The sequence below is a fragment of the Nocardia sp. GP40 genome, assembly GCF_050434125.1.
Taxonomy (GTDB): domain Bacteria; phylum Actinomycetota; class Actinomycetes; order Mycobacteriales; family Mycobacteriaceae; genus Nocardia; species Nocardia albiluteola.
The window spans coordinates 69,580-84,579 of sequence record NZ_JBNPVW010000009.1 but is presented as its reverse complement, the minus strand read 5'-3'; the positions used below and the strand labels follow the sequence as shown (position 1 = coordinate 84,579).

Sequence of the window (15,000 nt, the reverse complement as noted above, 5' to 3'; positions counted from 1 at the left end):
GGGAGCGTCAGGCAGGGCAGAACGCCTCCTGCGACCGCGGCGCAATGCGCGTACGCTTATGTGCCTACCTGCCAGTAAGGTGTGCCATCGGTTCGCCGGGAGGTGGAGATGCTTAGCGCCACCGAGCAGTTCAGCAAGGAACGCGCCCCGTGCGGGAGACTGAGGGGCGGGGCTCGCCACCGCGAAGACGACGAAGCGGGCCTGGTTATCGACGATCTGCGTTACGACTGTGGCTGCCGCCGGATTCGGCACGAATTCCACGACGGCAGCGTTCGGATCAGAATCATCCGCCATGACGGCAAGGTCCTGATGGACGAGCACAGCGCCGATTTCGAGGTCTGACAGACGACGCCCGGGTGGTGCCACATGACCGTTTTTCACGACGTCGTGATCGTTGGTGGGGGCGGCGCGGGTCTGCGCGCGGCCATCGCCATCGCGGAACACAACCCGCAGCTGAGTATCGCCATCGTGTCCAAGGTCTATCCGATGCGCAGCCATACCGTCTCCGCCGAGGGTGGCGCCGCGGGAGTCGCCGGTCCCGGCGACAGCTTGGAAGACCATGCGTACGACACGGTCTCCGGCAGCGATTGGCTCTGCGACCAAGACGCTGTCGAAACCTTCGTGGAGGAAGCACCCCGGGAGTTGCTCCAGCTGGAGCATTGGGGCTGCCCATGGAGCCGCCGGCCGGACGGGCACATCGCGGTACGGGCATTCGGCGGCATGACGAACAACCGCACCTGGTTCGCAGCCGACAAAACCGGTTTTCACTTGCTGCACACCCTGTTCCAGACCGCACTGTCCTATCAGGGCATCGTCCGATACGACGAGTGGTTCGCCACAACATTGCTCGTCGACGACGGCAAGGTGTGCGGTGTCGTGGCCATAGAACTGGCCACCGGACGCGTCGAAACGATTCTCGCCAGCGCTGTCATCGTGTGTACCGGTGGCTGCGGCCGCGTGTACCCGTTCACCACCAACGCCAATATCAAGACCGGCGACGGTATGGCGTTGGCCTATCGGGCGGGCGCGCCGCTCAAGGACATGGAGTTCGTCCAATACCACCCGACCGGCCTTCCGTTCACCGGCATCTTGATCACCGAGGCAACGCGCGCGGAGGGCGGCTGGCTGCTCAACAAGGACGGCTACCGCTACCTGCAGGATTACGACCTCGGGACGCCATCACCGCAGCCGGTGATGCGAAGCATGGAACTCGGGCCACGCGACCGACTGTCGCAGGCCTTCGTCCATGAACTGGCCAAGGGCCGGACCATCGACACACCGTACGGACACGTCGTCCACCTCGACATACGCCACCTCGGTGCGGATCTCGTCGACACCAAGCTGCCGTTCGTGCGCGAGCTGTGCTTGAAGTACCAGAACATCGACCCGGTCCGGGAGCTGATCCCGGTACGCCCCGTCGTCCACTACATGATGGGCGGCGTTCATACCGACATCCATGGCGCGACACCCCTGGAGGGGCTGTACGCCGCCGGAGAGGTCGCCTGTGTCAGCATCAACGGCGCCAACCGGCTCGGGTCGAACTCCCTTCCCGAGTGCCTGGTCTTCGGTGCGCGAGCCGGTCGTGCCGCCGCCGAGTACGCGAGCTCGGCTACGGCCGGCCCGACGCCGGCAGCCGCAGCGCTCGGCCGTGCCGAACAGGACCGGCTGGAACGGGACCTCACGCGCCACGCCGAGGGCTCCGAACGCATCGCGGACATCCGCACCGAGATGCAGCAGACGATGGAGACCAGTGCCGGGATCTACCGGGATGGCGACTCCCTTGCCGAGGCGGCCGATACGTTGCGCCGGCTTCGCGATCGGTTCGGCAACGCCCGCCTCGATGACCGCAGCCGGGCGTTCAACACCGAACTGGTTGCGGCGCTGGAACTGTCGTGCATGCTCGACGTGGCGGAATGCATCATCGCCTGCGCGCTGGCGCGAGAGGAATCCCGGGGCGCGCACCAGCGGACCGATTTCCCCACCAGGAACGACGAGCGATTCCTGGCCCATTCGGTGATTCATCGGCAGCCGGACGGCTCGGGCCGCGTTTCGCACCTCCCGGTGACGATTACTCGCTGGCCACCCGGCGAACGCGTATACGGGAGGTGATGGCAATGGAAGACCGGATAACCATGCAGGTCGCGCGCTACCGACCGGACCGAGAGGCCGCACCGGTACTGCAGTCGTACGAGGTTCCGCTGCGCAAGGAATGGACAGTGCTCGACGGCCTCAACCACATCAAGGACTACCTCGACGGAACGGTGTCGTACCGGTGGTCCTGCCGGATGGGCATCTGCGGTAGCTGCGGCATGACCGTCAATGGCGACCCACAACTGAGCTGCGCCACCTTCCTGACCGACTACGCGCCGGGGCCGGTGCGGGTCGAACCGTTGCGCAACTTCCCGGTGATTCGGGATCTCGTCATCGAGATCAGCGACTTCATGCACAAGCTGACCGAGGTCAAGCCATGGCTGATCAGGGAGGAACACCGCCCACTCGAAGACGGCGAGTACCTCCAAACACCATCCGAAATGGACGACTACCAGAAGTACAGCATGTGCATCAACTGCATGCTCTGCTACTCGGCCTGCCCCGTCTACGCGCTCGAGCCCGAGTTCCTGGGTCCGGCGGCGATCGCGCTGGCCCAACGCTACAACCTCGACTCGCGCGATGAGGGAGCCGCCGATCGGCGGGACGTTCTCGCGTCCGCCGACGGTGTATGGTCCTGCACCTTTGTCGGCGAGTGCACCACCGCCTGCCCCAAGGGGGTCGACCCGGCCGGCGCGATCCAACGCTACAAGCTGACCGCGGCCACGCAAGCGCTCCGAGACTTCCTCATGCCCTGGCGGGCACGATGACCACGACACCCCGGTTGTACCGAAAGCCGGTCTCCACGTTCTGGTGGGTGCGACGCCGCTCGTACCTGATCTTCGTCCTGCGCGAACTCAGCAGCGTGTTCGTCGCCTGGTTCGTGGTGTACCTCCTGCTTCTGGTCCACGCGGTCAGCTCCGGAAGCGAAGAGTACCAACGGTTTCTGAGCTGGAGCGCCGGCTCGTGGGTGCTCGCGCTGAACACGATCGCCCTGCTGTTCGTGCTCATGCACACGGTCACCTGGTTCAACCTCACGCCCAAGGCGATCGTGGTGCGCGTGCGGGGCCGGCGCGTCGCACCGGTCGTCATCGTCGGGCTGAACTACCTGCTGTGGGGTCTGCTTACGGCGATCGTGGCGTGGGTGGTGCTGCGATGACGAACCGGAAATCCCCGGAACCGTTGGTGTGGCTGCTGTTCAGCGTCGGCGGCATGGCCGCTGCGCTGCTCGTACCGGTGGTGCTGTTCCTGTTCGGCCTCGCCTTCCCGCTGGGCTGGCTTTCGGCGCCGGACCACGCATACCTGCTCTCGGTGTTGCGCAATCCTGTCACCCGGCTGGTCCTTTTCGCACTCTGTGTGCTGGCTCTGTTCCATTGGGCACACCGCTTCCGTTACACGCTCTACGACGGCTTGCGGCTGAGGCGTTTCAGCGTGCTGATCAGCCTGGCCTGCTACGGCGGCGCCGTGATCGGTTCGGGAGCCGCCGCTTACTTCCTGCTGCGCGTCTGACCGGAATGATGGTGACCTGGTTGGGGTGTCCAGGCGGCCGAAGGGCGGTTGTGGAGCTGTCCCATCCGATCTCGGACAGTGTGGATATGGTCGGCAATACCGGGACGTATATCGACGCGCCTTTTCTTTTCCACGCCGATGGCGCCGACATCGCCGAGTTGCCGCTGGAACGGCTGTTCAACGTGGCGATCGTGATGATCCGCGCGGTGGGGACCCGTGTGGTGGGGCCGGACGTGCTCGGCGATCCCGCGCGGTTGTGGGGCAAGGCGGTGCTCGTGCACACCGGATGGTCGGCCCGGTGGGGTGGGCCGGCGTACCGGAGCCCTGACCATCCGTTCCTGGTTGGCGAGGTCGCGGATGCATTGGTCGCCGCCAATGTAGCGCTGGTCGGAATCGATTCGCTCGACATCGACGACACGACACTGCCGACACGACCGTGCCACCACACACTGCTCGGCGCGGGAATTCCGATTATCGAGCAGATGACGAACCTGGACGCGGTTCCCGACATCGGTGCCAGGCTGGTCGCACTGCCAGCGCCAGTGCGTGGGACGGGGTCATTTCCGTTGCGAGCTGTCGCCTGGACCGATCACAGCTGAAAGCCGCTCCCCCTGTGGCCGACCACTTCGGCATTGCCTCCTACCTGCTTCCGCGAGGTCGTGACCAGCAGAAACAGGTAGCCGAGTACGCAGGTCTCGGCCCTGGATACCGCGCACACTTGTGTCTACCGAGATTGCTGAGCCGAAAGACTACCGGTGGAGATACGACAGCTGCGGTTCTTCGTGACCGTGGCCGAGGAATTGCATTTCGGACGCGCCGCCGCCCGCGAGCACATTGTGCAGTCTGCGCTGAGCCAGCAGATTCAGCGATTGGAACGCGAGCTCGGGGTCGCACTGCTCGAACGCACCACCCACTACGTGCGGCTCACGCCAGCCGGGGACGTCATGCTGTCGGAGACCCGCCGCATCCTCCATAACCTCGACCGCGCCGTCGCCGCAACCCGCGCTGCGACCGTAGCCGCCGAACTCCGGGTCGCGGTCGGCGACGCCAGCTTCGACACGATGCCGCTGATTCTCGACGCGGTGCGCGATCACCTTCCGGCACTCATCGAGATCCATCACGTGGAAGCCGGTGTGCCCGAACAGTATCGGCTACTCGCCGAGGGCCGGCTGGACATCGGCATCGGTCGCGCTGCGCACGCCCCGAACGGCATCGCCTCGCAGATCGTACGGCTGGACCCGATGGGTGTGCTCGTCGGAGACGGGCACCGGCTGGGCGACCGGGATGCGGTGGCGGTCGCCGATCTGGCCGACACGGCACTGCTGTTCGCGGACGAGACACGCGCGCCGGAATACAACCAGTTCGTCCGGGACCTGTGCCTGCTGGCGGGATTCATCCCCACCGTATTTCCGGGCACCGTCCAGAGCATGATGTGCGCACGCATCCTGCTGCGGGAGCGCCGGTGCGCACTGTGCGTACCCCGGTCCTGCACACCGATTCCCGGGCTGCGGTGGCTGCCACTGATCGAGCCTGCCGCGTGCTATCCGTGGTCGCTGTTGTGGCGTGCCTCCGACGATTCCGAAGCGTTGCATTGGGTTCTGTGCTGCGCGAAGTCGGTATCGACCAAGTGCGGGTGGATGTCCCCGCCGACGACGCCGCCTGAGGCGGGCGTCGCTCCCGGCATCCCCGCCGTTTCCCTGCGGTGATCGCAAACGGTGAAAACCTCAGCTCGATTTGATCGTTTCCGCAGGTCCGGTGTCCGGGTGTAGTGGAAGGCATCCGATTCCACTGGAGGAAACGCAGTTACTTCTTCACAGGCGGCCCGGGCAACGGCGTCGCACCGGCTTTCACGAGACTCGTCACAGAAAAGGCAGAAGCACATGTCTGAACACCGCACACCCGGCAAACGCGGCCGGCTACCCGCACTGGCGCCCGCCGACCGGTTTCCGCTGAAATATCTGCACGACTACACCCGGTCCGGCCAACCGTTGCCCGCACCCGAATACCCGGTCGATGTCAGCCAAGGCATCACCGACTGGGGCATGCTCGGCAACGGACCCGACCCGACCTGTAACAGTCACCCGAGCGGGGTCGGCGACTGTACCTTCGCCGGCCGCCAGCACTACCGGATGGCCAAGGCCGCCCGCGGCCAGGAAAGCGAAAGCTGGGAAAGCTCAAACGATCTCGTCGCGGAATACCTGAAATACGATCATGGGGTGGACAAGGGCGCCAACATCGCCCAGCTGCTGCTGGCTTGGTATCGGGCCGGCAAGATCAGCGCTTTCGCCCCTGTCGACCACACCGACCCGGCCGCCGTCGACGCCGCTATGGCCGCCTTCGCCGGCACCTACTGCGGGGTCTCCCTCACCGACGATGCCGACCAACTGTTCAGCCGACACCGGCCGTGGACCGTCGCCAACGGTGAACAGCCCGACCCGAGCGAAGGCCACTGCATCCTCAAGGTGGCCGCCGACGGCAACAACACCGACACCTGGGTCACCTGGGGCGCGCAGCAGCAGTCCACCACCGCCTGGACGGCGGCCTGCCTGGACGAGGCATGGGTCGTGATCACCCAGGAGGACACCAACACGCAGCTCATCGACATCGCCGCACTCCGCGCAGATATCAACGCCCTCAACGGAACCGGAGGCTGATACCGAGCCGGGCGGACCTACCCTCGGGAGAACACCATGCCCAAACTTTCCGAACTCAGCGCGACCACGATCGGCGCCACGGTTCTCGTGACCTCGTCGGTCCTCGTCGCGGCTGTTGCCCCACTATGGGACTACTTCTTCAAAAGGAGGGACTGCCCGCTCGCGGGCGGCGCCGGAGTGATAGCCGCGGCGACCTTCTTCGGGGTCTGGCTCATGCAACGCAAGCGAGCACAGGGGCGGGCGAGCCGGAACTCGATGCGTGATGCCATCGCCGCCGGATTCGTCGTGACCTATCTGATTCTCGTTGCCTGGACGGCCTTCTCGAGTCTCGTCGGTAGTCGAGGCGATCACGCCCTGGATCCGCTGACCGCGAACTTCACCGTGCTCACAGGCGTCGTCGTCGGCGGGTACTTCACCGCGGACGCCGCCAAGCAAATCGCCCAGATCAAGGCTGGGGCCGGCGACACACCAACCGACGACAAGGCCGAAGTCCATACCGCCGAACACGTACGCAGCGCCTGATCGACGGCGGGACCGGCACCTGCACAGCGCGCCGATGCGCCGCCGGGGCTTGTCTTCCGGGGCCGAATATTCCTATGCGTTTGCTCCCAGCACGGTGGACGCGATCCCGGTGATCACCGGGACGGCGTCGAACAGGTCGCCGTCCGGGCCGGCCATCGTGTCGAACGTCTCGAAGCTGGTGAGGGCCAGCAGGATTCGCACCTGCCGATCGGCGCCTTCCTCCGTCCGGTTCCCGTCGGTGTCGGTGAAGGGAGTCGCCAATACCTCCAAACCTTCGCGGCGTCGCTCGTCGCGGGCGCTGATGACCGCGCGGACGTCGGCGTCGAGTGCGGCCAACGCGCGCAGCCGTCGCATGGCGGGACGGTCGGCCTGCCAGAACCGCGCGAAGCAGACGATGAATTCGGCGAGCCCCGCGAGTGGTTCGGGATTGGTGAACGCGTTGACCAGCTGGGACAGGCCGCCGACCATACCGAGATCATCGCAAACCGCTTCCAGCAGGCCCGTTTTCGACCCGAACTGGTAGTAGACCGTGGCACGTGCCACGTCCGCGCGCTTGGCTACCGCATCCACCGTGAATCCGGTGTAGCTGTCGGCCTCACCCAATACAGCCCTGGCGGCGTCGAGAACCTGCCGGCGACTCTGCTCGACCTGCGCGGTCCGTCGATCGAGGAGACCGCCGACCACTGGCGTCACGTAGTGGATTCCGACCTCACGGCGACGTTCCTGACCGTCTCGACGTTCCTACCGGACCTGATCGCCCGCCGCGGCTCCGTCGTCACCATGGCGTCATCGTCGGTCCGACAGGCCACCCCGGCCTCGGCCGCCTACGCGGCAGCCAAAGCGGGAGTGGTGTCGATGAGTCGTCACTTGGCCAAAGAGCTGGCACCCCAAGGGGTTCGCGTCAACTGCGTGTCGCCCGCCACGATCGAGCACGAGCGGATGCGGCGCTTCATGTGCGACGAACAACGGCAGCACCTGCTGCGCGGCTTCCCGATGGGACGACTGGGCACACCCGACGACGTCGCTTCCGCGGCGCTGTTCCTCGCCTCCGCCGCGTCATCGTGGATCACCGGCATCACGCTCGACATCGCGGGCGGCTCGGTCATGCCGTGAGTGCTTGCCTCTGATTCGAACATGCAGCTCGCCCAAAAACTTTCAACGAGAACGGTTGCGGATGACCATGAACGACCACAGACCAACCACGACAATCGGGAGCGCCACAGCTCGTAGCCGGGATCGGTATCGAGCGCAGGGAAGAGCACCCGCTGAACACCGGGCTGCGACTGCAGCCACTGCGCGACGGCGAGAGCTGAGCGTTCGTGGCGTTCCATGCGAACAGCCAGTGTGCGCAGCCCGCGCAGCGTGAGCCAGCAGGTATCCGGTGCGGCGTGGGTGCCGCTGCGGTCGCAGTATGTACGAACGTCGGCGAGGGCATCGAGAGTTCCGGTGACCAGCCCGAGCAGCAGATCGGAGTGGCCGTTGATGAACTGGCTAGCGCGCGACCTCGAAATGGTTGTGGCCGAAGCACCCGTGGAGAATCGGTCGAGGATTATAGCCGGGTTAACGCGGCAACTTCTGGACTTCGGCGAAACCGCGTAGAATTCGGGCAGGTCGGGACAGCATCTGGAGCCCAATCATGATCGAGAGAAAGAATTCACACACCAAGTTCGCGCGGTTGGCGGCTGCCGCGGGTATAGCCGCAGTTGCTGCGATTCCGGTCATCACAGCCGCGGCACCAGCACCCGCCGCGCAGGCATCGGCGCCCCCCTCTGCAACCCAGCCCGTCGACGGCCACGGCTGGGGTCACGGCGGTGGTTGGGGCCACGGCCACGGCGGCGGCTGGGGCCACGGCCACGGCGGCGGCTGGGGCCACGGCCACGGCGGCGGCTGGGGCGGCGGTGGGGGCTGGGGTCCCGGCTGGGGGAACTGGTGGAAGCCACCCGGTTGGGGTAGCTGGGGCAGCTTCTAGCGCCGATGACCGAGTCCGGACACGCACAGCGTGCCGGGCTCGGTGGCATCGAGTACCGGTCACGGAAAGTCGGGCTCGACCGACCGGGCTGGAGAGATCCGCAGTGCCATCGACTCCGGGCAGCGGCGGTGGCGGGCTGCCCGACGGGGGGAACTGGCGACGCCACTGCCTTCGCCACGACACCCACCCGAACCGATCCCAACCGTGGGAAACTGAAGACCGTAGATGGTTGTCAGCCGACGAATGAACAGGCCACGGCATCGGCGGTGGCTACACCGGAAAGCGCTTCGAACGAGGAGCTGACGGATGCGCATCGTGGTTGATCTGAACCGGTGTCAGGGGTACGCACAATGTGTTCCGCTGGCGCCGAAGGTGCTCACACTGCTGGGTGAGGAGGCATTGGCCTACGACCCCAATCCTGACGACACCCAGCGCCAGCGGGTTTTGCGGGCGGCGGCGTCGTGCCCGGTGCAGGCGATCCTGATCGAGAGCTACACCCCCGAGGGGGCGGAGCAGGCGACGTGAGCACCGCATCGCTGGTCGCGGACGTCGTTGCGACGTTTCGGGCCGAGGGTCGCATCGTGATCGTGGGGGCGTCGCTGGCCGGGTTACGCGCCGCGGAGACATTGCGGGACAAGGGTTTCCGCGGGCCCTTGACCCTCATCGGTGATGAGCCGCACGAACCCTACGACCGCCCGCCGTTGTCCAAGCAGGTCCTCGGGGGATCGGTTCGCGCCGATCACACCAAGCTGCCCCGTATGCGGGCCATCGACGCGGACTGGCGGCTCGGTGTGGCCGCGACCGGCTTGGACCGGGTGAACCGCCGGGTCTTGCTGGCCACCGGGGACACGGTGCCCTACGATCGGCTGCTCATCGCCACCGGCGTCCGGGCGCGACCATGGTTCGATCCGGCTGAGGGCGCCCTGCAAGGGGTGTTCACACTGCGCACCTGCGATGACGCGGCCCGGCTGCAGGCGGCGCTGCACGCGGGCCCGAAGCGGGTTCTCGTCGTCGGCGCGGGGTTCGTCGGCTCGGAGATGGCCTCGGTGTGCTGCCAACTGGGCCTGCCGGTGACCGTCACCGAGCGGGGAAGCGGGCCGCTGGTTGGGCCGCTGGGCGGGGTGATCGGCGATATCGCCGCACGCATGCAGCGCAGCGCCGGGGTCGACCTGCGCACCGGCGTGTCGGTGGAAGCGCTCGACGGCGACGACGGCGGGCATGTGCGCCGGGCCCGACTATCGGATGGGACCACGCTGGATGTCGATGTGGTGGTCGCGTCGCTGGGGTCCATCCGCAACGTCGAGTGGTTGCAGGGCGCCGGGCTGGCCGCCGGTTTCTGGGGAGTCGGTTGTGATGCGGGCTGTCGCGCGTTCGACATCAACGCGGTGGTGACCGACAACATCTTCGTGGCCGGGGATATCGCGCGTCAGCCACACGTGCTGTACGAATACCAGTTCATCTCGATGGAGCATTGGGACAACGCCGTGTACGGGGCGCAGGTCGCCGCGAACAACATGATCAGCCTGGAAACCGACCGGCGACCCCATCTGCCGCTGCCGTCGTTCTGGTCGGCGCAATTCGGGGTGAACATCAAAGGTGTCGGGGTGTGCTCGTTCGGCGATCAGATCGCGTTCACCCAGGGGTCTCCCGGCGACTATCGCTTTGCCGCCGCCTACGGCCGCCGTGGTCGCATCGTCGGTGCCGTGACGTTCAACCACGGCAAGTGGCTGCCGTACTACGCGGCGATGATCGAGCGCTCTGCGCCTTTCCCGCCACCACCGCCGGGCTACGACCAGGCCGCCGACCCGACCCCCGTGCCGGCCCGCTTCCCCGACCCGCGAGAGCCGACCGGGCTTCCCGACGTGGTGCTGACCGGCCACGACCCCACCTCACGGGGTGCCGAGTTCCACTGACCAAGGGAGCCAGCATGACTGCAGCGACCGCCTGGGCAGAGGCAATGAAATACGAGCACCGCGCCGACCCGTACCCGTTCTTCGACCAACTGCGCCGGACCCCGGTCGCGCGAGTGGCCGAGGACCTGTACGTGGTGACCGGCTACCGGGAATTGCTGGCGCTGGCACACGACCCGCGGATCAGCTCCGACATCAGCCGCAGTCCGTTGGGCGCCACACTGACAGCAGACGCCGACCCCGAACCCGGCGCCGAGGACATGCTGACCTACGGTCGCCGGCCGAGCATCATCGTGTCCGATCCCCCTGCACACGATCGGGCGCGCCGACAGGTGATGCGCCACTTCGGTCCACCGCACTCACCCGATGTCATCCCCGGCGCGGAGCCCGACATCGTGCGTGTGTGCAACAGGCTGCTCGACGACCTCGCAGCCGCCGGCGAGACCCGGCTGGACGTGGTCGACGACTATGCGTACCCGGTGCCGGTGACGGTGATCTGCAAGATCCTCGGGGTTCCGCTCGCAGACGAGCCCCGGTTCCATGCCTGGATCTACGACATGTTGACCGGCATCGATCTTGGCCCGGATGCGGCCACCGAGCAGGGCAGGACCCGCACCGAGCAAGCCCGCGCAAGCCGTGCGGCGCTCCTGCGATATCTGGCCGACCTGATCGAAGCGCTGCACCGCGAGCCCGGCCAGGGATTGTTGTCGACATTGATTCGCGACGACGGCCCCGATGGCCCGATGCCTCCCGAGCAGGCGTTGTCCAATGCGATGCTGCTGCTTGTCGCCGGTCACGACTCGACGGTCAACACAATTGCCAACAGTGTGATGACGCTGCTACGCAATCCCGGGTGCTACGACCAGGTGCGCCGCCGACCGGAGCTGCTCCCCCGCGCAATCGAAGAGGTCCAGCGACTACAAGCGGCGGTGCAGTTCTTCCCCAGCCGCAGCGCCACCGCCGATATCGAGATCGCCGGCACAATCATTCCGAAAGGCGCGGCGGTGCATTTGGTCTACGCCGCCGCCAACCGCGACCCGAACAGGTTCGCCCACCCGAACCACTTCGACATCCACCGCCCCGACAACGAGCATTTCGGCTGGGGCAGCGGCATCCACACCTGCCTCGGCGGTCCGCTCGCACGACTGGAAGTCAACCTGACACTCGAAATCTTCCTTCGCCGCGTCGCGACACCCCGCCTGGTCGTCGATCCGCCACCCTATCGGCGAAGCCAAATCTTCCGCGGCCCTAGACATTTGCTGATCGACTTCGACCACATCACCGACTGAGCAGGCTGCAGGACAGTGAGCGGGTGGCTGCGCGCAGCGCGACTCCCGCACACTACCGCGAATCCAGCTGTCGCCGGGACAGCTCGAGCGCATCGAGGCGACGAACCCGAATCCGCACCATGCCCCGAAATAGTCCGGTGCTCAAAGGAATCCAAGGCCTCGTAGGTTCGCTCAGCTCAGATGTGTGTCGAAGAAGGCGAATATGCGCTGCCAGGCGTCCTCGGTGGCCTTCGCGTTGTACCCCAGGCCGGTGACACGCAGAACGGCGCTGCGGCGTCGAAACCCTTGGGGGCCACCAGCAATACGAAACCACCGCCGAGACAGAAACCCACCACGGCAACCTTGCTCGTGCAGTCGCCGTCGGCGACGAGGTGGTCACGGGCAGCGAGAATGTCACGGGTGGCGCGACCTCCACCGGTGCTGATGACCTCCCGCATCACGGCCGGCACACAGCGGGCGCCGCCGCGCGCGTACAGATTCGGGGCGACGGCCAGATAACCGTTGGCGGCCAGGCGACGGCAGGTGTCGCGGACATCCTCGCTCAATCCGATGCCGTCGTGCAGGACCACGACTCCAGGCCACGGGCCGGAGCCCTCGGGGGTCTCCAGCATCGCGTCGATCGGCCCGTCGGGTGCGGTCAGTGGGATCATGGTCATCGTCGAGCCCCTCCCTGATCATCGAGGATCGAACTACGACCGCATCCTAGTCGGCGGGGTTAGATTGGTCCTGTGGCGAGAAGCAAGCCTGCTCGCGTGGTCGGCAACCTGCCGTTCGCGGTCACCAGCTTGGTCGGACGAGCACGGGATATCCGCAACGTCCGCAAGCTTCTCACGAGTGCGCGCCTGGTCACGCTGACCGGTGTGGGCGGGGTCGGAAAAACCCGGCTGGCCACCGAGGTCGCGGCCGCGGCCGGCCAGTCGTTTCCAGACGGGGTGTGGCTGGTTGATCTGGCCCGCGTCGGCGACGCGGATCTGATAGCACGGGCGGTGATGACCAGCCTGGAAATCGTGGACATGTCGAACCGGAGCGCCGAGCAGCAGCTCGTCGACCATCTCGCTCCCCTGCGGGCGCTACTCGTGCTGGACAACTGCGAACACCTGGTCGAAAGGTCCGGTGAGCTGTGCGAGCACCTCCTGAAAGCATGTGCCGGCCTGCGGATTCTGGCCACCAGCCGGGAAGCGCTCGGGATCGTGTGCGAGCACGTGTATCCAGTACTGCCGCTGTCGATTCCGGACTCGGGCACGGCGGTCACACCGGCGGCACTTGCCACTTTCGAAGCGCCGGCACTGCTGGTGGAACGGGCCCGGGCAGTGCGTCCGGAACTCACTGTGACCGACGAGGATATGGACACGGTTACGCGAATCTGCCGCCGGCTCGACGGCATCCCGCTCGCCATCGAACTGGCCGCGTCCCGGCTACGGTCGCTGACAATGCCGGCGCTGTTGGAACGACTCGACGACCGGTTCACCCTGCTGGACATCGACGTGCGGGCCGCGGTGCCGCGGCAGCGGACGCTGCGGGCGCTGATCGACTGGAGCTACGAGCTGCTGCGACCGGCGAAGCGGCTGCTGTGGGCGCGCCTGTCGGTGTTCGCCGGAGATTTCACCCTGGACGCCGCGGAGGGCGTGTGCGCCGGCCCCGACCTGCCGCGCGAGGAGATCATGGACCTGATCGACCGCTTGATCATGCAGTCGATCCTCGTGCTCACGCCGACCGACGGCCCACCGCGGTACCGGATGCTGGAAACGATCCGAGAGTACGGATGGCACCAGCTGAGCGAACTGGGTGAGACCGACGCCCTGCGCAAGCGACATTGCGACTACTACCTCGCGCTCGCCGAGCGGACCGCCGAGGCATGGAACGGGCCAGGCCAGGCGGCCGGTCTGGCCGAGCTGCGCGCAGAGCACGACAACCTCCGGGCGGCACTGGACTGGGCGACCAACGAGCCGACCGCCACACACGAGGCCCTGACACTGGTCACATCGCTGCGCTACCACTGGTGTACCGATAAATACCTCGGCGACGGGCGACGATGGATCGAGCGAGCGTTGCGCAACTCCGACGAGGGCGACCCAGAACGGATCCCAGCGCTGTGGGTCGCGGCATGGGTGATGCTGCTACAAGGCGACCATGACCAGGCCGACCGGGCACTGGACGAGTGCACCGCCCGCGCCGCTGCTGTGGGCGATCACCGTGCCATTGCCTGGGTGGAGGTTCTGCGCGGCACCTCGATGCGCTTTCACGGCCTGCCCGCAGCGGCCGTCGCCATCTGCGAGCGCCTCCTCGCCGATAACCCCGACGATGACGACCTGGCCCGGATGACCCTGTTCCGGCTCGCCATCGCGCAAGTACACGTCCGCGACGACAGAGCACCGGAGACCGCCCGGCAGGCGATCGCCCTGGCCGACAAGTGCGGCGAGCAATGGAGTAAATCGTTGGCCCTGTGGGCCCTCGGCATGCACCATCACGTGCAGGGCGAGTACGACCAGGCAATCGCGACGACCCGTGCCGGTCTGGAGATCCAGACCGAGCTCAACGACCGCGTGGCCACGGCACTCATGATCGAACTGCTGGCCTGGAGCACCGCCGCCCGGGGCGAGTACCAGCGAGCGGCAGGGCTGCTCGGAGCAGTCGCATCGGAGTGGCGGCGAATCAATACAACGGTCACGGCGTTCGGTCCCTACCGAGAGCTGCACGACACTTGCGAACGAACCGTCACCGCGGCCTTGCCCGAGGCGGTGCTGCGCTCGAAGCGCGCACGCGGCGAGAGCCTCGACCACGACCAGGCGATCGCCTGCGCCCTCGAGCGTGACGAGTGTGCCGCCGTCGAACCCTCGAAGCAGGATGGCGTCGTATTGACCGCACGCGAGCAGCAGGTGGCCGAACTGGTCGCACAGGGCCTGAGCAACCGGCAGATCGCACAGCAGCTGGTGGTCTCGCCGCGCACCGTCGACCACCACGTCGGCAAGATCCTGGGCAAACTCGGCGTCTCGTCGCGGACGCAGATCGCCACCCGGACAGCACAGTCGCAGCGAGTACGGTAGCCCGCCGGGCCACAG

16 protein-coding genes and 2 pseudogenes are annotated in these 15,000 nt (G+C 66.6%); 15 read left to right on the top strand and 3 right to left on the bottom strand.

The features are described 5' to 3' along the window. Positions 1 to 108 precede the first annotated feature (108 nt). The 9 genes from ABH933_RS25865 (at position 109) to ABH933_RS25825 (ending at position 6,773) form a co-directional block, all read left to right on the top strand. Entirely contained in the window at positions 109 to 342 is a 234-nt protein-coding gene (locus ABH933_RS25865) for a hypothetical protein (protein WP_429426292.1), read from the top strand. Between the two features lie 24 nt (positions 343 to 366). Further along, a complete protein-coding gene (frdA, locus tag ABH933_RS25860) occupies positions 367 to 2,109 on the top strand; it encodes a fumarate reductase (quinol) flavoprotein subunit (RefSeq protein ID WP_429426294.1) in 1,743 nt (580 codons plus the stop codon). A 5-nt stretch (positions 2,110 to 2,114) separates the two neighbouring features. Next, complete coding sequence (sdhB, locus tag ABH933_RS25855) at positions 2,115 to 2,858, top strand: succinate dehydrogenase iron-sulfur subunit (RefSeq protein WP_429426296.1); 744 nt, start codon at positions 2,115 to 2,117, stop codon at positions 2,856 to 2,858. Beyond that, positions 2,855 to 3,247 (top strand): fumarate reductase subunit C, encoded by a 393-nt coding sequence (locus ABH933_RS25850; RefSeq protein WP_429426298.1) that lies wholly within the window; start codon positions 2,855 to 2,857, stop codon positions 3,245 to 3,247. The genes sdhB and ABH933_RS25850 overlap by 4 nt, the downstream gene beginning before the upstream one ends. After that, complete coding sequence (gene frdD, locus ABH933_RS25845) at positions 3,244 to 3,597, top strand: fumarate reductase subunit FrdD (RefSeq protein WP_429426300.1); 354 nt, start codon at positions 3,244 to 3,246, stop codon at positions 3,595 to 3,597. Before ABH933_RS25850 ends, frdD begins: the two co-directional genes overlap by 4 nt. A gap of 5 nt (positions 3,598 to 3,602) precedes the next feature. Continuing rightward, entirely contained in the window at positions 3,603 to 4,196 is a 594-nt protein-coding gene (locus ABH933_RS25840; protein WP_429455121.1) for a cyclase family protein, read from the top strand. A gap of 156 nt (positions 4,197 to 4,352) precedes the next feature. Continuing rightward, positions 4,353 to 5,303 carry a LysR family transcriptional regulator gene (locus ABH933_RS25835; RefSeq protein WP_429426302.1) on the top strand — a complete coding sequence of 317 codons (951 nt, stop codon included), beginning with the start codon at positions 4,353 to 4,355 and terminating at the stop codon, positions 5,301 to 5,303. A gap of 174 nt (positions 5,304 to 5,477) precedes the next feature. Then, positions 5,478 to 6,251: a hypothetical protein gene (locus ABH933_RS25830; RefSeq protein WP_429426304.1), complete on the top strand. Its 774-nt coding sequence runs from the start codon at positions 5,478 to 5,480 to the stop codon at positions 6,249 to 6,251. A 36-nt stretch (positions 6,252 to 6,287) separates the two neighbouring features. Continuing rightward, a complete protein-coding gene (locus tag ABH933_RS25825; RefSeq protein WP_429426306.1) occupies positions 6,288 to 6,773 on the top strand; it encodes a hypothetical protein in 486 nt (161 codons plus the stop codon). A 72-nt stretch (positions 6,774 to 6,845) separates the two neighbouring features. Here the strand turns inward: ABH933_RS25825 and ABH933_RS25820 are convergent, their stop codons facing one another. Next, positions 6,846 to 7,466 carry a TetR/AcrR family transcriptional regulator gene (locus ABH933_RS25820; protein ID WP_429426308.1) on the bottom strand — a complete coding sequence of 207 codons (621 nt, stop codon included), beginning with the start codon at positions 7,464 to 7,466 and terminating at the stop codon, positions 6,846 to 6,848. Positions 7,467 to 7,469: 3 nt separating this feature from the next. Here ABH933_RS25820 and ABH933_RS25815 point away from each other — a divergent pair, with 3 nt between their 5' ends. Then, entirely contained in the window at positions 7,470 to 7,886 is a 417-nt protein-coding gene (locus ABH933_RS25815) for an SDR family NAD(P)-dependent oxidoreductase (RefSeq protein WP_429426310.1), read from the top strand. A 104-nt stretch (positions 7,887 to 7,990) separates the two neighbouring features. Here the strand turns inward: ABH933_RS25815 and ABH933_RS25810 are convergent. Further along, positions 7,991 to 8,407: pseudogene (locus tag ABH933_RS25810) on the bottom strand (PLP-dependent transferase); the annotation flags it as partial. A 2-nt stretch (positions 8,408 to 8,409) separates the two neighbouring features. Between ABH933_RS25810 and ABH933_RS25805 the strand changes: the two are divergent. The 4 genes from ABH933_RS25805 to ABH933_RS25790 all read left to right on the top strand — a co-directional run bounded on the left by ABH933_RS25805 (position 8,410) and on the right by ABH933_RS25790 (position 11,941). Further along, positions 8,410 to 8,742, top strand: coding sequence for a hypothetical protein (locus ABH933_RS25805; protein WP_429426312.1), 333 nt, complete (start codon positions 8,410 to 8,412; stop codon positions 8,740 to 8,742). A 306-nt stretch (positions 8,743 to 9,048) separates the two neighbouring features. After that, positions 9,049 to 9,267 (top strand): ferredoxin, encoded by a 219-nt coding sequence (locus tag ABH933_RS25800; RefSeq protein WP_215921590.1) that lies wholly within the window; start codon positions 9,049 to 9,051, stop codon positions 9,265 to 9,267. Beyond that, positions 9,264 to 10,655 (top strand): NAD(P)/FAD-dependent oxidoreductase, encoded by a 1,392-nt coding sequence (locus ABH933_RS25795; protein ID WP_429426314.1) that lies wholly within the window; start codon positions 9,264 to 9,266, stop codon positions 10,653 to 10,655. Before ABH933_RS25800 ends, ABH933_RS25795 begins: the two co-directional genes overlap by 4 nt. A gap of 14 nt (positions 10,656 to 10,669) precedes the next feature. Then, a complete protein-coding gene (locus ABH933_RS25790) occupies positions 10,670 to 11,941 on the top strand; it encodes a cytochrome P450 (RefSeq protein WP_429426316.1) in 1,272 nt (423 codons plus the stop codon). 171 nt (positions 11,942 to 12,112) lie between these two features. Here the strand turns inward: ABH933_RS25790 and ABH933_RS25785 are convergent. Next, a pseudogene (locus tag ABH933_RS25785) lies at positions 12,113 to 12,597 on the bottom strand (dienelactone hydrolase family protein). Positions 12,598 to 12,669: 72 nt separating this feature from the next. Between ABH933_RS25785 and ABH933_RS25780 the strand changes: the two are divergent. Beyond that, positions 12,670 to 14,985, top strand: coding sequence for an ATP-binding protein (locus ABH933_RS25780; RefSeq protein WP_429426318.1), 2,316 nt, complete (start codon positions 12,670 to 12,672; stop codon positions 14,983 to 14,985). Positions 14,986 to 15,000: the final 15 nt, after the last annotated feature.

Coding starts and splice junctions, on each gene's coding strand:
- ABH933_RS25865 (WP_429426292.1), top strand. CDS start 109: ATGCTTAGCGCCACCGAGCAGTTCAGCAAGGAACGCGCCCCGTGCGGG.
- frdA (WP_429426294.1), top strand. CDS start 367: ATGACCGTTTTTCACGACGTCGTGATCGTTGGTGGGGGCGGCGCGGGT.
- sdhB (WP_429426296.1), top strand. CDS start 2,115: ATGGAAGACCGGATAACCATGCAGGTCGCGCGCTACCGACCGGACCGA.
- ABH933_RS25850 (WP_429426298.1), top strand. CDS start 2,855: ATGACCACGACACCCCGGTTGTACCGAAAGCCGGTCTCCACGTTCTGG.
- frdD (WP_429426300.1), top strand. CDS start 3,244: ATGACGAACCGGAAATCCCCGGAACCGTTGGTGTGGCTGCTGTTCAGC.
- ABH933_RS25840 (WP_429455121.1), top strand. CDS start 3,603: ATGATGGTGACCTGGTTGGGGTGTCCAGGCGGCCGAAGGGCGGTTGTG.
- ABH933_RS25830 (WP_429426304.1), top strand. CDS start 5,478: ATGTCTGAACACCGCACACCCGGCAAACGCGGCCGGCTACCCGCACTG.
- ABH933_RS25825 (WP_429426306.1), top strand. CDS start 6,288: ATGCCCAAACTTTCCGAACTCAGCGCGACCACGATCGGCGCCACGGTT.
- ABH933_RS25805 (WP_429426312.1), top strand. CDS start 8,410: ATGATCGAGAGAAAGAATTCACACACCAAGTTCGCGCGGTTGGCGGCT.
- ABH933_RS25800 (WP_215921590.1), top strand. CDS start 9,049: ATGCGCATCGTGGTTGATCTGAACCGGTGTCAGGGGTACGCACAATGT.
- ABH933_RS25790 (WP_429426316.1), top strand. CDS start 10,670: ATGACTGCAGCGACCGCCTGGGCAGAGGCAATGAAATACGAGCACCGC.